The organism is Cystobacter fuscus (assembly GCF_044360685.1).
Classification (GTDB): Bacteria; Myxococcota; Myxococcia; order Myxococcales; family Myxococcaceae; genus Cystobacter; species Cystobacter fuscus_C.
Genome location: NZ_CP043491.1, coordinates 5,392,757 through 5,409,019, shown reverse-complemented (window position 1 = coordinate 5,409,019; position 16,263 = coordinate 5,392,757). Strand labels below are relative to the sequence as shown.

The 16,263-nt window shown below is 71.1% G+C and carries 15 protein-coding genes; 10 read left to right on the top strand and 5 right to left on the bottom strand.

The window, feature by feature from the left end:
• Positions 1 to 2: 2 nt before the first annotated feature.
• The 4 genes from F0U63_RS22090 to F0U63_RS22075 are packed head-to-tail and all read right to left on the bottom strand — an operon-like array spanning position 3 to position 4,864.
• A complete protein-coding gene (locus tag F0U63_RS22090; protein WP_395847891.1) occupies positions 3 to 914 on the bottom strand; it encodes a 1,4-dihydroxy-2-naphthoate polyprenyltransferase in 912 nt (303 codons plus the stop codon).
• Positions 911 to 1,810 (bottom strand): 2-succinyl-6-hydroxy-2,4-cyclohexadiene-1-carboxylate synthase, encoded by a 900-nt coding sequence (menH, locus tag F0U63_RS22085; protein ID WP_395847890.1) that lies wholly within the window; start codon positions 1,808 to 1,810, stop codon positions 911 to 913. The genes F0U63_RS22090 and menH overlap by 4 nt, the downstream gene beginning before the upstream one ends.
• Positions 1,801 to 3,570 carry a 2-succinyl-5-enolpyruvyl-6-hydroxy-3-cyclohexene-1-carboxylic-acid synthase gene (gene menD, locus F0U63_RS22080; protein WP_395847889.1) on the bottom strand — a complete coding sequence of 590 codons (1,770 nt, stop codon included), beginning with the start codon at positions 3,568 to 3,570 and terminating at the stop codon, positions 1,801 to 1,803. Before menD ends, menH begins: the two co-directional genes overlap by 10 nt.
• The gene (locus F0U63_RS22075; protein WP_395847888.1) at positions 3,563 to 4,864 is read right to left on the bottom strand and encodes an isochorismate synthase MenF; all 1,302 of its coding nucleotides are present in this window, start codon (positions 4,862 to 4,864) and stop codon (positions 3,563 to 3,565) included. The genes menD and F0U63_RS22075 overlap by 8 nt, the downstream gene beginning before the upstream one ends.
• A gap of 170 nt (positions 4,865 to 5,034) precedes the next feature.
• Here F0U63_RS22075 and ubiE point away from each other — a divergent pair, with 170 nt between their 5' ends.
• The 10 genes from ubiE to pyk all read left to right on the top strand — a co-directional run bounded on the left by ubiE (position 5,035) and on the right by pyk (position 15,319).
• The gene (ubiE, locus tag F0U63_RS22070) at positions 5,035 to 5,724 is read left to right on the top strand and encodes a bifunctional demethylmenaquinone methyltransferase/2-methoxy-6-polyprenyl-1,4-benzoquinol methylase UbiE (protein WP_395847887.1); all 690 of its coding nucleotides are present in this window, start codon (positions 5,035 to 5,037) and stop codon (positions 5,722 to 5,724) included.
• Between the two features lie 37 nt (positions 5,725 to 5,761).
• Positions 5,762 to 6,304 carry a shikimate kinase gene (locus F0U63_RS22065; RefSeq protein ID WP_395847886.1) on the top strand — a complete coding sequence of 181 codons (543 nt, stop codon included), beginning with the start codon at positions 5,762 to 5,764 and terminating at the stop codon, positions 6,302 to 6,304.
• The gene (locus F0U63_RS22060; RefSeq protein ID WP_395847885.1) at positions 6,304 to 7,551 is read left to right on the top strand and encodes a shikimate dehydrogenase; all 1,248 of its coding nucleotides are present in this window, start codon (positions 6,304 to 6,306) and stop codon (positions 7,549 to 7,551) included. Before F0U63_RS22065 ends, F0U63_RS22060 begins: the two co-directional genes overlap by 1 nt.
• On the top strand, positions 7,548 to 8,567 hold the full coding sequence (gene aroC, locus F0U63_RS22055) for a chorismate synthase (RefSeq protein ID WP_395847884.1): 1,020 nt from the start codon (positions 7,548 to 7,550) through the stop codon (positions 8,565 to 8,567). Before F0U63_RS22060 ends, aroC begins: the two co-directional genes overlap by 4 nt.
• The gene (locus tag F0U63_RS22050) at positions 8,564 to 9,658 is read left to right on the top strand and encodes a 3-dehydroquinate synthase family protein (protein ID WP_395847883.1); all 1,095 of its coding nucleotides are present in this window, start codon (positions 8,564 to 8,566) and stop codon (positions 9,656 to 9,658) included. Before aroC ends, F0U63_RS22050 begins: the two co-directional genes overlap by 4 nt.
• Complete coding sequence (locus tag F0U63_RS22045) at positions 9,655 to 10,929, top strand: 3-phosphoshikimate 1-carboxyvinyltransferase (protein WP_395847882.1); 1,275 nt, start codon at positions 9,655 to 9,657, stop codon at positions 10,927 to 10,929. Before F0U63_RS22050 ends, F0U63_RS22045 begins: the two co-directional genes overlap by 4 nt.
• Before the next feature lie 88 nt (positions 10,930 to 11,017).
• Positions 11,018 to 12,319 (top strand): citrate synthase, encoded by a 1,302-nt coding sequence (locus F0U63_RS22040; protein ID WP_395847881.1) that lies wholly within the window; start codon positions 11,018 to 11,020, stop codon positions 12,317 to 12,319.
• Between the two features lie 160 nt (positions 12,320 to 12,479).
• Positions 12,480 to 12,833 (top strand): hypothetical protein, encoded by a 354-nt coding sequence (locus F0U63_RS22035; protein ID WP_395847880.1) that lies wholly within the window; start codon positions 12,480 to 12,482, stop codon positions 12,831 to 12,833.
• Positions 12,834 to 12,953: 120 nt separating this feature from the next.
• On the top strand, positions 12,954 to 13,703 hold the full coding sequence (locus F0U63_RS22030) for a bifunctional nuclease family protein (protein WP_395847879.1): 750 nt from the start codon (positions 12,954 to 12,956) through the stop codon (positions 13,701 to 13,703).
• 215 nt (positions 13,704 to 13,918) lie between these two features.
• Complete coding sequence (gene pyk / locus F0U63_RS22025) at positions 13,919 to 15,319, top strand: pyruvate kinase (protein ID WP_395847878.1); 1,401 nt, start codon at positions 13,919 to 13,921, stop codon at positions 15,317 to 15,319.
• An 11-nt stretch (positions 15,320 to 15,330) separates the two neighbouring features.
• On the opposite strand, the gene F0U63_RS22020 is transcribed toward pyk, so the two are convergent.
• Positions 15,331 to 16,227, bottom strand: coding sequence for an NAD-dependent epimerase/dehydratase family protein (locus F0U63_RS22020; RefSeq protein ID WP_395847877.1), 897 nt, complete (start codon positions 16,225 to 16,227; stop codon positions 15,331 to 15,333).
• Positions 16,228 to 16,263: the final 36 nt, after the last annotated feature.

Genomic DNA, 16,263 nt, shown 5'->3' with positions numbered 1-16,263 from the left:
GCCTACCTCAGGAACAGCCCCACCGAGAACAACAGCCCGAACACGAGCTGGAGTCTCGCCGTCCCACCCAGGGCGGGGTTGAGCGGCGCGCCCTCCTGCCCGAGCACGAGCTTGAGCAGCGGCACCGCCAGGGGCGCGCTCAGCCACGCGAGCATCACCCACGGACTCGACAGGCCCAGGCTCCACATCGCCAGGGGCGTGACGAAGGCGAGCGCCAGCAGCGCCACGTACTCGGCCCGTCCCGCGCGCAGGCCCAGGCGCACCACCAGGGTGCGCTTGCCCGCCTTCACGTCCGTGGCCGCATCGCGCAGGTTGTTGACCACCAGCAGGGCCGTGCCGATCGCCCCCACCGGAATGGCCGCCCACCACGCCGCCGGCGTCACCGTCAGCGCCTGCACGTAGAAGGTGCCCGGCACCGCCACCAGCCCGAAGAACACGAAGACGAACACGTCGCCGAGCCCGTGGTAGGCCAGGGGAAACGGGCCGCCCGTGTACGAGTAGCCCGCCAGCACCGACGCCACCCCGATGGCCACGATGGGCCAGCCGCCCACCACCACCAGGTAGATGCCCGTGAGCACCGCCAGCCCGAAGCACGCGAGCGCGCTCGCCAGCACCGTGCCCGGAGCGATGAGTCCGCTCTGCGTCACCCGCTGGGGCCCCACCCGCTCCGCCGTGTCCGCGCCCTTCTTGAAGTCGAAGTAGTCGTTCGTCAGGTTGGTGCCCACCTGGATGAACATCGAGCCCACGAGCGCCGCCAGCGCGGGCATCCACCGGCCCACGCCCAGTCCATACGCGAGCGCCGTGCCCACCATCACCGGCACCAGCGCCGCCGTGAGCGTCTTGGGCCGGGCGGCCATCAACCACGTCTTCAAGGTGGGGCGAGGCACCTGCACCGCCGGAGCAATCGCGTTCATGGGGTGGGCTGGGACTTCTTGGGCAGGGAGGGATCCACGGTGGCGACCGGCGCCGGGCTCGCATCGGCCCCGGCGCTCTCGAACTCGGGGGACTCGTACCAGGGCGTGCGGATGAAGGAGAGCACCTCCTGGGCGAACTCCTCGGGCACTTCCAGGTGCGGCGCGTGGGTGCAGCCCTCGAACGCGCGGCGGTAGACCACCGGCAGCTCCTCCGCCATCCGCCGCGCCGTCAGGGTGAACTTCTCGTCCAGCGCGCCCGTGAGCAGCAGCGTGGGCAGCCGCTGGCGCTGCAGCTCCGGCCAGTAGTCCGGCTGCACCCCCAGGCCCAGACACTCCAGCGCCCCGGCCAGCCCCTCGGCCGTGTTCGCCAGCCGCCGGGCCCGCAGGGCCGCGCGCATCTCCTCGGGCAGGCGCTGCAACCCCGCGAACAGCGGCAGCGACTCCCAATAGTCCATGAACGCCGTGAGCCCCTTCTGCCGCAGGAAGAGCGCCAGCTCGCTGTCCTTCACCCGCCGCTCCGTGCGGTGCTGCCGGCGGTGCAGCCCCGGCGAGCCGCTCTCCATGATGAGCCGGGTGAAGCGCTCGGGCCGGCGCATCACCGCCGCCAGGGCGAAGCGCGCCCCCTGCGAGTAGCCCAGCAGGTTGGTCCGCGCCACGTTCAGCTCGTCGAGCACCGCGTAGAGCGCGTCGAGCGTCTCCAGGAAGCCCTCGCGTCCGGGGCGCGTGGGCAGCGGCGTCTGCCCGTGCCCCGGCAGCTCCACCACGATGGCCTTGACGTGCGGGCTCCACGAGGAACGCAGGTGATCGAACGACGTGCGGTTCCCCGTGAACCCGTGCACGAGGAGAAGGGGGTGCGCCCCCTCTCCCCACGTCTCATACGCCAGCTTCAGAGCCATGGGCCCTCTCCCAGTGCGGCGGCCATCCTCGCGAACAGCTGCCGGTGCGACTCCACGTTCCTCGCGCGATCCCTCACCTGGACCTCGATGAGGTTCAACCCGCCCTTGAGCCCCTCGGCCACCGCCGAGCGCAGCGCCGCGGGCGACTCCACCCGCCGGTAGCGCGCCTGGTAGAGCGCGGCGGCGTGCGCGAAGTCCATGCCGTGGGGCGTGCCCCACAGGGCCTCGTAGTGCGCGCGCGCGCCCTCGGCCTGGGCGATGGGCAGGAAGGAGAAGATGCCTCCCCCATCGTTGTTCACCACCACCACCGTCAGGGGCACGCCGTTGCGGCGCGCCAGCAGCAGGCCGCCCATGTCGTGCAGCAGGGCCAGGTCCCCCGTGAGCAACACCGTGGGCCGCCCCGAGGCCGCCGCCATCCCGAGCGCGCTCGAGACGATGCCGTCGATGCCATTGGCGCCCCGGTTGGCCAGCACGCGCAGACTCCGTCCCGACGCGGGCGCGAACGCGTCCACGTCCCGGATGGGCATGCTGCTGGACACGAAGAGGTTCGCCCCGTCCGGCAGCACCGCCACCACGTCATGGGCGAGCCGCATCTCCGTGAGCGTCGCGTCCTCCGAGAAGGCCGACTCCAGCGCCGCCCGGCACCACTGCTCGGCCCACAAGAAGCCGCGTGCCCACGGGCCCAGGCCCCTCGACAGCCCCTTGCCGAGCGCCTCGCACGCCGCCACCGCCGAGCCCTCCACCACGCGCGAGGCGCGGTGCGAGGGATCGAACAGCGCGCCCTCGTCACTGAAGAGCACCACCTCCGCGCCCGAGCTGTCGAGCCAGGCCTGGGGCGCCTTGGGCGTGAGCCCGCCGCCAAAGCGCAGCACCAGCTCCGGCCGGTGCTCGCGGGCGAAGGACTCGTGCCGCAACATCGCGTCGTAGAGCGACAGCGTGAGGGGCCCCCCGCCATAGCGGGCCTGCGACGTGGCCTCGGCCAGCACCGGGTAGCCCGTGGCCTCGGCCAGCGAGGCGATGGCCTCCGCGAAGCCGTCGTTCTCGTCCCGGGGGCCGCAGACGATGACGCCCCGCTCGGTGGCGGCCACGCGCGCGCGCACCGCCGCCAGCGTCAGCGGATCCGGCTGGCGCACCGGCGGGCTGATGCGCGTGAGGGGAGCGCCCGGCCGCCCCTCCCGGGCGAGCGTGGACAGATGCGTCGCGCCGGAATCACCGGGCACGGGCGCCAGGGGCTCGCGAAACGGCACGTTGAGGTGCACCGCGCCCCGGGGCGCGCGCTGGGCCATGCCCACCGCCCGGGCCACCGTGGCGCGCAGGTGCACGAGCGCCACGTCCTCCGACTCCGGCAGGCCCACGTCCGCGAACAGCCGGGAGAACTCCCCGAACATGCGCGCCTGGGGCACCGTCTGGGGCGCTCCCCAACCCTGCAACTCCAGGGGCCGGTCCGCGGTGAGCACCACCAGCGGCACCTGCGACATGAAGGCCTCGATGATCGCCGGATAGAAGTGCGCGCCCGCCGTGCCGCTCGTGGCCACCAGCACCACCGGCACGCGCGACTGCTTGGCCATGCCCAACGCGAAGAAGCCCGCGCTGCGCTCGTCGATGACGGACCAGGTGCGCAGGCCCTCGGCCGTGGCGCACGCGTGCGCCAGCGGAGAGGAGCGCGAGCCCGGGCACACCACGGCGTGCCTCACCCCGCCCCGCACCAGCTCCTCCACGAGGGCCCGGGCCCAGAGTTGATTCACGTGGGCGTCAAACATGTCCGCCTCCGAGCGCCCGCAGCATCGCCAGTCCCTTCATCTCCGTCTCGTGCCACTCCGCCTCGGCGCGCGAACCCGCCACGATACCAGCCCCCACGAAAAGCCGAGCCTGGCGGGCCTTCACCCGGGCCGAGCGCAGCGCGACCACCTGGTGGGCCCGCCCGGGACCCACCCAACCAACCGGCCCCGCGTACCAGCCCCGGTCCAGCGACTCGTGCGCGGCGATGAACTCCAGGGCGGGCACCCGGGGCGTGCCGCCCACCGCGGGTGTGGGTTGCAGGGCAGACACCAGCTCGGCCACCCCCACCCCCTCGCGCAGCGTGGCGCGGATGCCCGTGCGCAGGTGCACCACGTTCTTCAAGGGCAGCAACGTGGGCTCCCGGTCCACATCGACCCGCTCGGCCAGGGGCTCGAGCGTCTCGAGGATGTAGCGCACCACCGCATGGTGTTCCCGCTGATCCTTGTCGCTCGACTCCAGCTCCCCGGAACGCGCGGGAGCGGCGGAGCCAGCGAGCGCCTCTGTCTCCAGTTGGTGGCCCTCCAGCCGGCAGAGCGTCTCCGGCGTGGCCCCCAGGAAGGCGGTGCCGTCCGGGGCCTGGAAGAGGAAGGTGGCACAGCGCGGGTTCTGCTCGCGCAGCCGCGCCAGCGTGTCCACCCGGTCGAAGTCGTGCTCGGCCTCCACCTCCACCGCCCGCGCCAGCACCACCTTGAGCAGGTTGCCCGCGCGGATGGCCTCCACCGCGCGCTCCACCCGCGCCTCGAAGTCCGGCCGCGGCGAGGACACGCGCAGCGTCTGGGGCGCGCCCCGCGGATGCCGGTAGCTGGAGGGAAAAACCGAGCCCATGCGCGACAACCGCGAGCGCACCCGATCCTCGGCGCCGGGCCCCTCGGGCGCGAAGATGGCCAACGCGAGCCCCGTCTCCGTGCGCCACACCAACGTCTCGGGCAGCGTCCACCGGCCGAAGCCGAACGGACTCCACCCCGCGTCCTGCCCGCCCGCCGAGAAGCGCATGCCTCCGAACCAGGGCCCGGGAAACTCCGCGGGCGGCGCCTCCAGCCAGCGCACCGAGTCCGGCGCCGACAGCTCCTTCAACACCGCCTGGGCCCGCGCCGCGCTCGTGGCCTCCCTCACGCCCGCCTCGCCCCAGCCCGCCGCCGCCTCGCGCCCGAGCGGCCGCTCCCAGTACACGGACGGCTCTCCGAACGCTTCCGCTCCGGCGAGCGGATCCACCGCGGGCAGGGGGATCCACCCCGCCACCCAACGGCTCGCGTCAGTGGATCCGAGTGTCGTCATCAGCCGTCCTCATGCGTCCCGCCACCGTCCCGCGCCACCGCGCGCACCACAACCTCTTGTTGTCCTGTCCGCGCGTTGGGCTATACAAGCAATACGGGGTTCAAAACAACGTGAACTCCACGGGCGACCCGGCGGTGCACGCGGGTGCCTCTCCCCAGGCGAGGGCTCGAATGAGCACCGAAGTACGTCAGATGTTCTCCTCCATCGCCACGCGTTATGACGTGACGAACGAGGTGTTGTCCCTCGGCATCCACCGCCTGTGGCGGCGCAAGGCGGTGCGCCTGAGTGGCGCGAAGCCCGGGGATGCCGTGCTCGACTGCGCCACCGGCACCGGAGACCTGGCGCTGGCCTTCAAGCGCCAGGTGGGCGAGGCGGGGCGCGTGATGGGCACCGACTTCTGCAAGGAGATGCTGGACAGCGCTCCGGCCAAGGCCGAGCGCGAGGGGCTGCGCGTGGAGTTCCAGGTCGCCGACGCCATGGCCCTGCCCTTCGCGGACAACAGCTTCGACGTGGCCTCCATCGCCTTTGGCATCCGCAACGTGGATGATCCGGTGAAGTGCCTGAGCGAGATGGCCCGGGTGGTACGCCCCGGAGGCCGGGTGGTGGTGCTGGAATTCGGCCAGCCCACGGGCTTCTTCGGCGCCCTGTTCCGCTTCTACAGCAAGGTCGTCATGCCGCGCGTGGGCGGGCTGCTCACCGGCAACCGGGCCGCCTACGAGTACCTGCCACGCACCTCCGCCGCTTTCCCGGCGGGCGACAGATTCCTGGCCCTCATGGAGCAGTCCGGCGGCTATAAGGAAAGAGTGGCCCATCCCCTGACGTTCGGGACATCCTACGTCTATGTCGGAACCGTCCGCTGAGCAGCGGAAACACCTCATCGAAAGAATCCTCGGGTCCGTGGACCCGAGGCTGTCCGACGCGATCCGCGAGGAGTTCGCCCGGCTCGTGCCCGGCACGCCGCCTCCCGCGTCGAAGACGATCGTGATCGGCGGACACCGGGCCGCGGGCAAGACGCGGCTGCTGCCCCTCGTGAGCTCGCTGACCGGCAGGCCCGGGATGGATCTGGACGTCGAGTTGGAGAATCGCTCGGGCCGCGCGCTGCGCGACTGGGTGGTCACGGACACCGACGGCTTCCGCCGGGCCGAGCGCGACCTGTTCCTGTCCCTGCCGGCCGGAGGGCTCGTGGCGGTGGGGGGCGGCTTCCTGTCCCACCATCCGGAGGCCCTGCGGGACTGCCACATCCTGCTGGTGCCCATCACCTTCGAGACCTACCGCGAGCGCCTGCTCAAGGACACGCGCCGGCCGCGGCTCAGCCCGGGCGTGAGCCTCGAGGAGGAGTTGAGCGCCATCTACCAGCAGCGCGAGCTGCTGCACGCCCGTGTGCCCACGGTGGGCATCGCCGCGTTCCTGCGAGCCTTCGCCGACCCGGAGAATCCTTGATGAAGTCCGCGCGCCTCGTCGTCACCCTGCCCCCGGTCCTGCGAGGCCCCGACGCCCTGCGCTTCGCCACCGACGCCCGGAGCCAGGGCGCGGACATGTTGGAGGTGCGCACGGATCTGCACCCGGCCGACACGGTGGATGCCGCGGCCCTCGCGCGCATCCTGGAGCTGCTCGTGTCCGAGCGCGGAGTGCCCCTGCCGCCCGCGTGGGTGGCCGCCGCGCGCTGGGTGGATCGCGACGTGGTCCACGCGAGCGCGCTGGACGCTCCGGCGGGCAAGCTGCTCGCCTCGCACCACGCCGATCGTCCCCTGAGCACCGACGAGGCGCTGCGCCTGTGGGAGGGGCCCCTGCCGGACGGGGCCCTGGTGAAGCATGTCGAGCCGCTCGGCGAGCCCTCCGCGGCGCGGATCGCCGTGCTGCTCGAGACCCAGGCGCGGCTGGGCGAGCGCTTCGGCGCGGAGCGGGTGACGGTGCTCACGATGGGACCGGTCGCGCTTCCCGTGCGCGCGGTGCTCTCCCGGCGCAACCTGCTCGAGTACGTGGCCATCGGGGGCGACTGGAAGGCGGCGCCGGGACAGCGGCTGCTCGCGGACGCGGTGCGCGAGGCCCGTGCCTCCGCTCGCGAGGGACGGCTGGGCATCCTCGGCACGTCCATCACCCATTCGCGCTCGCCCCGCATCCACCCCCAGCCCTTCGATCGCATCGACCTGGCCGAGGACGCCCCCGTCGAGGCGCTCGTGGACGCGCTGCTGCCCCACTACCGGGGCTTCGCCATCACCAGTCCCTTCAAGCCGCGCCTCGCCCGGCACACCGGCGCGTCCATCGACGCCGTCAACACGCTCGTGCGCCGCGGGGACCATTGGGAGTCCTTCAACACCGACACCGAGGGCGCCCGCACGGTGCTCGAGCGGCTCGGTGGGGGGGAGCTCTTCGTGCTCGGAGATGGAGGGGTGGGTGCCGCGTTGCGCGCCGCCGCCTCCGAGCGCGACCACCTGCGCTTCCTGCGCCGCGCCTCCATCTCCGAGCCCCTCAAGGGCACGGGCATCTGGACGTGGCCGGATCGCATCACCCCCCCGGAGACCCTGCGCTTCGAGGGAGCCCGCGTCGCCGTCATCGCCTACGGCGCCCCGGCCCGTCGCATCGCCACCGAGATCACCCGCCGCGGGGGAGTTCCCCTGCTCCTCGGCGCGGCGTGGTTCATTGCCCAGGCCCGCCGGCAGCGAGCCCTCTGGGAGACCGCCACATGAATACCTTTGGTACCTTGTTCCGCCTCACCACCTTCGGTGAGAGCCACGGCCCGGCCCTGGGCTCCATCATCGACGGCTGTCCCGCGGGCGTGCCCCTGGAGACGGCGCGCATCCAGGCCGCGCTCGATCGCCGCCGGCCCGGCCAGTCCACCATCACCACCGCCCGCTCCGAGCCGGATCAGGTGGAGATCCTCTCCGGCGTCTTCGAGGGCAAGACGCTCGGCACGCCCATCGCGGCCATCGTGCGCAACACCAACCAGCGCTCGGGGGACTACGACAAGCTCAAGGCGGAGGATCGCCCCGGCCACGCGGATGCCGTGTGGCGCGAGCGCTTCAAGCACCGGGATCACCGCGGCGGTGGACGCACCAGTGGCCGCGAGACGCTCTGCCGGGTCATCGGTGGCACCATCGCCGAGGCGTACCTCGAGCGGCAGTTCCCGAAGGTGTCCACGGTGGCGTGGGTGTCGCAGGTGGGAGACCTGGTGAGCGCGGTGCCGGAGCTGGGCCTCACGCGCGCCCAGGTGGACGCGCACCCCACGCGCTGTCCGGATCCGGTGGTGCGCGAGGAGATGTCGCGGCGCATCCTCGTCGCCAAGGAGGCGGGAGACAGCCTGGGCGGCAGCATCGACGTGCGCGTCGAGGGCCTGCCCGTGGGCCTGGGCGAGCCCATCTTCGGCAAGATCAAGGCGCTGCTCGCGCAGGCGCTGGGCAGCGTGGGCGCCGTCACCGGCGTCGTCTGGGGGCCGCCGGATCTGCTCGAGCGCATCGCGCAGCCCGGCCTCCAGTTCCACGCGCGCAAGGACACCTACGGCGGCATCCAGGGAGGCCTCACCAACGGCGAGCCCCTGTTCCTGCGCGTCTACTTCAAGCCCCCCGCCACGCTCGCGGACCATGCGAAGGGCGGACGCCATGATCCCTGCATCATGCCCCGCGCCGTCCCCGTCCTCGAGGCCATGGTGTCGCTCGTCCTGGCCGATCTCGCCCTGCAGTACAACGCCTGGCCCCACTCGACATGACCTCTCTTCCTCCTGGCGCCTATACCCATCTTCCCCCCGGCGCCTACCGCCCCGCGAATGATCGCTGGGGCGCCTTCTCGCGCGTGAGCGCCACCCTGCCCGAGGGCAGCCTCGTCGTCGTGGACAAGCGCGTGGCGAAGCTGCACCCCACCCTCCTGGGCGCGCTCCAGGCGCGCCGCCCCCACGCCATCCTCCAACTCATCGGAGGCGAGCGGGCCAAGTCCTTCGAGTCCCTGGAGCAGGTGCTCTCCGCGGGCCTCATGCTGCCGCGCTCGGGCACGCTCGTGGCCATCGGCGGGGGAACCATCGGCGACGTGTGCACCATGGCCGCGCACCTGCTCAAGCGGGGCGTGCGGCTGGTGCAGGTGCCCACCACGCTGCTCGCGGCGGTGGACAGCAGCCTCGGCGGCAAGGGCGCGGTGGACGTCACCGTGAATGGCCGCGTGGTGAAGAACCCCGTGGGCGTCTTCCACTACGCCGAGGAGACGTGGCTGTGTCCGGAGCTCTTCGAGAGCCTCTCGGACACGCAGCGGCGCGAGGGCGCGCTCGAGGCGTGGAAGATGGTGGCGAGCCTCGACGCCCAGCTCTTCCAGGGCTACACGCGCCGGCCTCCCTCGCTGGAGCGCCTGGTGAAGGACGCGCGGCGCCTCAAGGAAACCGTGTGCTCGCAGGATCCGTACGAGCAGCAGGGCCTGCGGCGGGTGCTCAACTTCGGCCACACCTTCGGCCACGTGCTCGAGAGCGTGTCGCACTTCAAGCTGTCGCACGGGGACGCGGTGGGCCTGGGCATGTTGTGCGCGCTCGACGTGGGGCGCGCCGTGGGCGTGACGCCCGACAAGGTGGCCACGCGCGTGGAGACGGCGCTGGAGAAGGGGCCGGGGGTGCTCGGCCGCAAGCGCGCGGCGGCGCTGTTCAAGCGCGCGGCGCTCGAGGACATCGACGCTCTGCTGGCCGCGGACAAGAAGTCCGGCGCGGCGGGAGAGCTGCGCATGGTGTTGCTCACCGACATTGGCGTCGCCGAGGTACGCGACGTCTCCGCGCCCGAGTGGCGCGCGCTCTGGCCCGCCTGGACCAAGGGAGTCCGCCCATGACGAGTTCATCTCAGACCCGGCTGCACGTCGATCCGAGCCGGCTCACCCCCGCCGTCCTCACGCCGCCCATCTCCAAGTCGGACGCCCAGCGGGCGCTGGTGCTCGCGCACCTCACGGGAGCCTGGCCCCTGCCGGAGATCCAGCGCGAGCCCGAGCACTTCCTCCCCGCGGACGTGCGCGTGCTGCGCCGGGGCGTCGAGGCCCTGCGCCTGCCGCCCGGCACCGTGCGGGACGTGGACTGCGCGGACGGCGGCGCGCCCTTCCGCATCCTCGTCACCCAGGCCGCAGTGACGCCCGGCGCCCACGTGCGCCTCACCGGCACGCCCCGCCTGGGCGAGCGGCCCCATGGCCCGCTCTTCGAGTCCCTGCGCGAGGCGCTCGGGGGCTCGGGGCTCGTGCTCACCGAGGGCAAGCCGTGGCCCGTGGAGATCCGCGCCCCCGAGCGCACCGGCGAGCCCGTCTTCCGCGTGCCCGGAGATCAGAGCAGCCAGTACGCCTCCAGTCTGCTGCTCGGCTGCGCGGCGCTGTTCCTGCGCGAGCGCCGGCCCTGGCGCGTGGAGATCACCGGCACGCTCACCAGCGCGGGCTACCTGGAGCTGACCGTGTCCTGGCTGCGCCGCTTCGGCTTCACGGTGGAGGAGCGGGACGGACGCTTCGAGGTGGCGGACTACCGCGCCCCCGAGCGCACCCCGGCCATGCCGGGGGACTGGTCCTCGCTCGGCTACCTGCTGCTGCTCGCCTGGCGCACGGGCGGGAGCGTGGAGCGCGCGGACCTCGGCAGCGCGCACCCGGATCAGGCGCTGGTGCGGCTGGTGGAGCGCGCGGGACTGCGCGCCGAGCCCGGTCCCAACGCCACCCTGCGCCTGGTGGGCGAGGCCCGTGACGGTCTCGTGGCCTCGGGCAAGGAATGCCCGGACCTGCTGCCCACCCTGGCCGCGCTCGCGTGCGTGCTGCCACGTTCCTCCACGCTCACCGACGTGGGCATCCTGCGGGTCAAGGAGAGCGACCGGCTGGAAGGCATCCGCACGCTGGTGGAGGCTGTTGGCGGGAAGACGGTTCTGGAGGGCGAGACGCTCACCATCCACCCGCCCCCCACGCCCCCCCGCCACTTCGCCATGGACAGCCGGGGAGACCACCGCATGGCCATGGTGTCCGCGACGCTCGCCGCCCTCTCGGGAGCGGCCCTGACGCTCACCGGCCCCGAGTGCGTGGAGAAGAGCTTCCCCGGCTTCTGGCGGCAGCTGGAACTCACGGGAGCCCGGCTCACCTGAGACCACGGGTGCCCGGAGGGAAACGCGGCCTCTCCGGGCGCCGCTCTTTTTTGTTGAAAGCTCTCCGCCGCCTGTGAAAAGTCCTCCCATGCCAAAGGATACGCTGACCATCACGGACAACCGGACCGGGAAGACGTACGAGCTCCCGATCGAGAACGGATGCATTCGGACCCACGGCCTCAGGCAGATCAAGGTCTCAGACGATGACTTCGGGCTGATGGGGTATGACCCAGCGTTCCTGAATACGGCCAACTGCAAGAGCGCCATCACCTTCATCGACGGTGACAAGGGCATCCTCGAGTACCGGGGCTACCCCATCGAGCAGCTCGCGGAGCGCTCCTCCTTCCTCGAAGTCGCCTACCTGCTGCTCAACGGCGAGCTGCCCAACGAGAAGCAGATCGAGGAGTTCAAGTACCTCGTCACGCACCACACCTACGTGCACGAGAACATCAAGACGTTCATGGACGGGTTCCGCTACGACGCGCACCCCATGTCCATGCTGTCCTCCACGGTGGCTGCGCTCTCGGGCTTCTACCCGGACGCCAAGCACACCAAGGACGAGCGCAGCCGCCGCATCCAGATGACCCGGCTCATCGCCAAGATGCCGACGCTGGCCGCCTTCTCCTACCGCCACAGCATGGGCCTGCCCTACGTCTACCCGGACAACGATCTGTCCTACGTGGGCAACTTCCTGGCGATGGTCCGCAAGATCGGCACCACCACCTACAAGGTGCACCCCACCCTGGAGAAGGCGCTCGACGTCCTCTTCATCCTCCACGCCGACCACGAGCAGAACTGCTCCACCACGTCCGTGCGCACCGTGGGCTCCTCCGAGGTGGATCCCTTCAGCGCGGTCGCCTCGGGCATCGCGGCGCTCTACGGCCCGCTGCACGGCGGCGCCAACGAGGCCGTGCTGCGCATGCTGCGTGAGATCGGCCACGTCTCCAAGGTGCCGGAGTTCATCAAGCAGGTGAAGGGCGGCGAGGGCGGCTCCAAGCTCATGGGCTTCGGCCACCGCGTCTACAAGTCCTACGATCCGCGCGCCAAGGTCATCAAGCGCGTGGCGGACGAGGTCTTCGAGATCACCGGCAAGAACCCGCTGCTGGAGATCGCCCTGGAGCTCGAGCGCATCGCCCTGCAGGACGAGTACTTCGTCAAGCGCAAGCTCTACCCGAACGTGGACTTCTACTCGGGCCTCATCTACGAGGCCATGGGCTTCCCGGTGGAGATGTTCCCCGTGCTCTTCGCCATTCCGCGCACCGTGGGTTGGGTGACCCAGTGGGAGGAGATGGTGAAGGATCCCGAGCAGAAGATCGCCCGTCCGCGTCAGGTGTACACGGGCTCCAAGCGCCGCGACTACGTGCCCATGAGCGAGCGCAGCCAGAAGTAGCCCACGCCCCCCGCGCGTGTTCCCAGAGGGTCGAGGAGAGAGAGTCCTTCCGGATTCTCCGCCTCGGCCCTCTCGACGTTTCCGGGGTCACGGAAAGCCATACGGTGCGTGCCACGGGCGTTGACAGTTCACATCCCCATGGATATTCCGCGCCTCGAACATGACGATCGATCTCACCTGCCAGAAGTGCGAGGGCACCTTCGAGCTGGCCGCTCAGGATCTCATCGAGGGGACGGAGAAGCTGGTGTGTCCCCATTGCGGCCAGAAGTCCCCGACGAACATCCAGGAGGACTTCGTCGCGGCGCTCTCCGAGATGCGGACCCAGGTGGCCGCGTTGAGCAAGCGCTTCGCCGTTTCCCTCGCCCTGGAGACCGAGGACCTCGAGGACGAACTCGACGACGACGAGGAGTCCGACGAGGACGAGGAGTCCGACGACGAGGAACTCGACTTCGACGAGGACGAGGACGAGGAGTCCGACGACGAGGATTACGACGAGGGCGAGGACGAGCGCTGAGGCTCGCCTGTCCAGCGCCCCCCGGCGGATGAAGGGGGGCTCTCGGGGCGCCTGACTGGAGGGCAAGCGGGCACGTTCCCGGGCCCTCCCCGCCCCATCATACATGTGCAGGTTTGAAGGGTGAAAACGCCCATTCCTGCCGCCACGTTCCTGCTGGGTCCGCTCTCCGCCGCGCTGCTCACCCTGGGCGCTCTGCTGCTGCCGGGCTTTGGTCCCGCTCCTTCACCCAAGGCCGCCGCCGCGGCCAACCCGGTCTGTCAACCCAAGGAAGGAGGTAATCCTTCCGCTTGCAAGGAGTTGGTGGAGCTGGAGGTGCGGGACGTCATCCCGCTCGTCGAGGCGAAGACCCACGCCGTGGTGCTCACCACCCCGGATGGCGCCATGGTGCTGCCCATCTTCGTGGACGAGTCGGCCGCGGTGGCCATCGCCTTCCGGCTCGCTCACCTGCGCTCGCCCCAGCCCCTGTCGCAGGATCTCCTCGGCTCGATGGTGGTGGAGCTGGGCGCCAAGGTGACCGAGGTCCGCATCGATGACCTCAAGGACGACATCTACGTGGGCCGCGTCTTCCTCGAACAGGGGGCGCGCAAGATGACCCTGGACGCCCGCCCCTCGGATTCCATCGCCATGGCGCTGGATGGCCGGGCGCGCATCCGGGTGACGCGCAAGGTGCTGGACGAGGCGGGCATCAGCCGCGAGGAGATCGACTCGCTGCGTGGCGGCGACGGCCCGGGTGTGGGTGGCAGCGGTGAACCGGACATGAAGGATCCCCTTCCCTTCACGCCGCATGGCCTCAACCCACACCAGAGCCCAATATCCCCGCATCCCGGCATGAAGCCGGAGCCGGGCCGCCTGGACGAGATCAGCCTCTAGGATAGAGAAACCGACCCGACTCGGGTTGTGCTGGAGCAAGACGATGAAAACCTGGCCCCCCCTCCCGGGACGCCAGGTTTTCTCGCAACGAGAACGACGAAAAAACAACACCACGGTCCGCGCCAACACCGTTGCTTGCGCCCGCGCGTGAGCAACATTTATTCCCGGGGCCGCGAAACTGTCAAGGCACCCCCCGGCGCCTAGGATGGTCGCCCATGCGAAAGGCGAAGATCATCTGCACCCTGGGGCCGTCCTCGGATTCGGCGCTCGTCATCGAGGCGCTCATCCGGGCGGGCATGAACGTGGCGCGGCTCAACTTCTCCCACGGCACGCCCGAGGAGCACCGGCGCCGGGTCCAGCGCATCCGGCGGGCGTCGAGCCGGCTGGGCGTGCCCGTGGCCATCCTCCAGGACGTGCAGGGGCCGAAGATCCGCCTCGGCCGCTTCGAGGGAGGCCGCCTGGAGGTGAAGGCGGGCGAGCAGGTGGTGGTGACGACGCGCAAGGTGCTCGGACAGGGCCACCTCATCCCCACGCCCATCCGCTCGCTGCCCCGGGACGTGGAGCCGGGCCACCCCATCCTCCTGGATGATGGGCGGGTGCGCCTGCGGGTGGACTCGGTGTCGGGCCAGGACGTGACGTGTACCGTGGAGCAGGGAGGCGTGCTCAAGGATCACAAGGGCCTCAACCTGCCGGGGGCGCACGTGTCGGTGCCCACGATCACCGCCAAGGACAGGGAGGACCTGGCCTTCGGACAGGAACTGGGCGTGGACTACGTGGCGCTGTCCTTCGTGCGCACGGCGGACGACATCGAGCGGGCGCGCGCGCTCGTGGTCCCGGGCACGCCGCTCATCGCGAAGATTGAAAAGCCCCAGGCGGTGGACAACCTGGACGCCATCGCCCGCGCGGCGGACGGCATCATGGTGGCGCGCGGGGACCTGGGCGTGGAGATGCCGCTGGAGAAGCTGCCCTCGATGCAGAAGCAGATGGTGCGCCTGGTCAACCGCCTGGGCGGGCTGACCATCGTGGCCACGGAGATGCTGGAGAGCATGATCACCAACGCGCGGCCCACGCGCGCCGAGGTGTCGGACGTGGCCAACGCCATCCTGGACGGGGCGGACGCGGTGATGCTCTCGGGCGAGACGGCGGCGGGGAAGTTCCCGGTGGAGGCGGTGTCCACCATGGCGCGCATCGTGGAGGAGATCGAAATGGGCTCGGAGCGGGTCGCCCGGGACGTGCCCTTCGAGCACGCCCGGGACGACATCTCCACGGGCGTGGCGGCGGCGGCGGTGGCCGCGGCCGAGCAGATGCGCATCGGCACCATCGTGGCGTACACCGAGCGTGGCCGCACCGCGCAGCTCATCTCCGAGTTCCGGCCGGGAGCGCGGGTGGTGGCGCTGACGCCCAACCCGGAGACGGTCAACCGCATGGCGCTCTACTGGGGCGTGACGCCGCTGCGGGTGGGCCGCTTGCAGTCCACGGATGCGATGCTGCGGCAGGTGCGCCGGCTGTGCCGCGAGGAGGGCCTGTGCCCCAGTGGCACTCCCGTGGTCATCGTGGCTGGCGTGCCCCTCAACGAGCCGGGCAGCACCAACATGATCTCCGTGCACCGCATCTGAGGGCGCGCGGCCTACGGCTTCGGCAGGGCGCGAACCACCTCGGCCATGACCGGGTCGAAGGTGTCCCGGGGCTTCCAGCCCAGCACGCGCTGGGCCTTCTCGGTCGAGAGCGTCCCCCGGAAGCTCATGAACGCGGGGAGCTGCGCCGGCGAAACGGAGGGCAGCGGGCGGGTCTTGAAGAGGTCCGTGTAGCGATGCCAGGGCGTGTGCCCGTCGGAGATGTTGAACGTCTGGCCCACGGCCTCATCGACGCGCAGGGCGCGAATCACCGCATCCACCAGGCTGAGGACGTGGACATAGGTGAGGGGGCGCCGGCCCTCGTCCACCTGCGCGAACTGTCCGGCCGCGATGTTCTTGGGCACCTGGGTCCCCCAGAAGGAGCTGGGGTGCACGCCGAGGATGACCGGCGGGCGGAGGATGACCGTGCGCAGGCCCCGGGCCGCCACCGCCTCCACCTCGCGCTCCGCCTCGATCTTGGTGATGGAGTAGGCATCCTTGTCATCCGCCAGGGGCAGGGACTCGTCCACGACGCCCTCCCGGTCGCGCAGAGGGTAGACGGCGACGGTGGAGACGTGCACGAAGCGTTCGCAGCCGGTGGCGAGCGCGGCCTGGGCGAGCGTGCGCGTGCCCTCCACGTTCACCCGCCGGGCCTCGGAGACATCCGCCGTGGGCTGCACCGCGCAGTGCACGAGGGCCTGGGTGCCGCGCACGGCGGCCTCCACGGAGCGCGCGTCCGTCAGATCTCCCAGCACCACCTCCACGCCGAACCGCTCCAGTTCCGCCCGAGCCTCGGGGCGCCGCACCAGCGCGCGAACCCGGACCCCCTGCTCGCGCAAGCCCCGGGCGACGTACGTCCCCACGAACCCGCTGGCCCCCGTCACAAGGACGACTTTGTCTTTCAGCTCCATATGAACCTCCCGTGGCACCCAGGCTGGGGCCCGTTC

Bases quoted from the DNA above. Each gene is read 5' to 3' on its own strand.
- menH (WP_395847890.1), bottom strand. From the start codon at position 1,810: ATGGCTCTGAAGCTGGCGTATGAGACGTGGGGAGAGGGGGCGCACCCC.
- ubiE (WP_395847887.1), top strand. From the start codon at position 5,035: ATGAGCACCGAAGTACGTCAGATGTTCTCCTCCATCGCCACGCGTTAT.
- aroC (WP_395847884.1), top strand. From the start codon at position 7,548: ATGAATACCTTTGGTACCTTGTTCCGCCTCACCACCTTCGGTGAGAGC.
- F0U63_RS22060 (WP_395847885.1), top strand. From the start codon at position 6,304: ATGAAGTCCGCGCGCCTCGTCGTCACCCTGCCCCCGGTCCTGCGAGGC.
- F0U63_RS22040 (WP_395847881.1), top strand. From the start codon at position 11,018: ATGCCAAAGGATACGCTGACCATCACGGACAACCGGACCGGGAAGACG.
- F0U63_RS22020 (WP_395847877.1), bottom strand. From the start codon at position 16,227: ATGGAGCTGAAAGACAAAGTCGTCCTTGTGACGGGGGCCAGCGGGTTC.
- F0U63_RS22050 (WP_395847883.1), top strand. From the start codon at position 8,564: ATGACCTCTCTTCCTCCTGGCGCCTATACCCATCTTCCCCCCGGCGCC.
- F0U63_RS22090 (WP_395847891.1), bottom strand. From the start codon at position 914: ATGAACGCGATTGCTCCGGCGGTGCAGGTGCCTCGCCCCACCTTGAAG.
- menD (WP_395847889.1), bottom strand. From the start codon at position 3,570: ATGTTTGACGCCCACGTGAATCAACTCTGGGCCCGGGCCCTCGTGGAG.
- F0U63_RS22075 (WP_395847888.1), bottom strand. From the start codon at position 4,864: ATGACGACACTCGGATCCACTGACGCGAGCCGTTGGGTGGCGGGGTGG.
- F0U63_RS22045 (WP_395847882.1), top strand. From the start codon at position 9,655: ATGACGAGTTCATCTCAGACCCGGCTGCACGTCGATCCGAGCCGGCTC.
- F0U63_RS22035 (WP_395847880.1), top strand. From the start codon at position 12,480: ATGACGATCGATCTCACCTGCCAGAAGTGCGAGGGCACCTTCGAGCTG.
- pyk (WP_395847878.1), top strand. From the start codon at position 13,919: ATGCGAAAGGCGAAGATCATCTGCACCCTGGGGCCGTCCTCGGATTCG.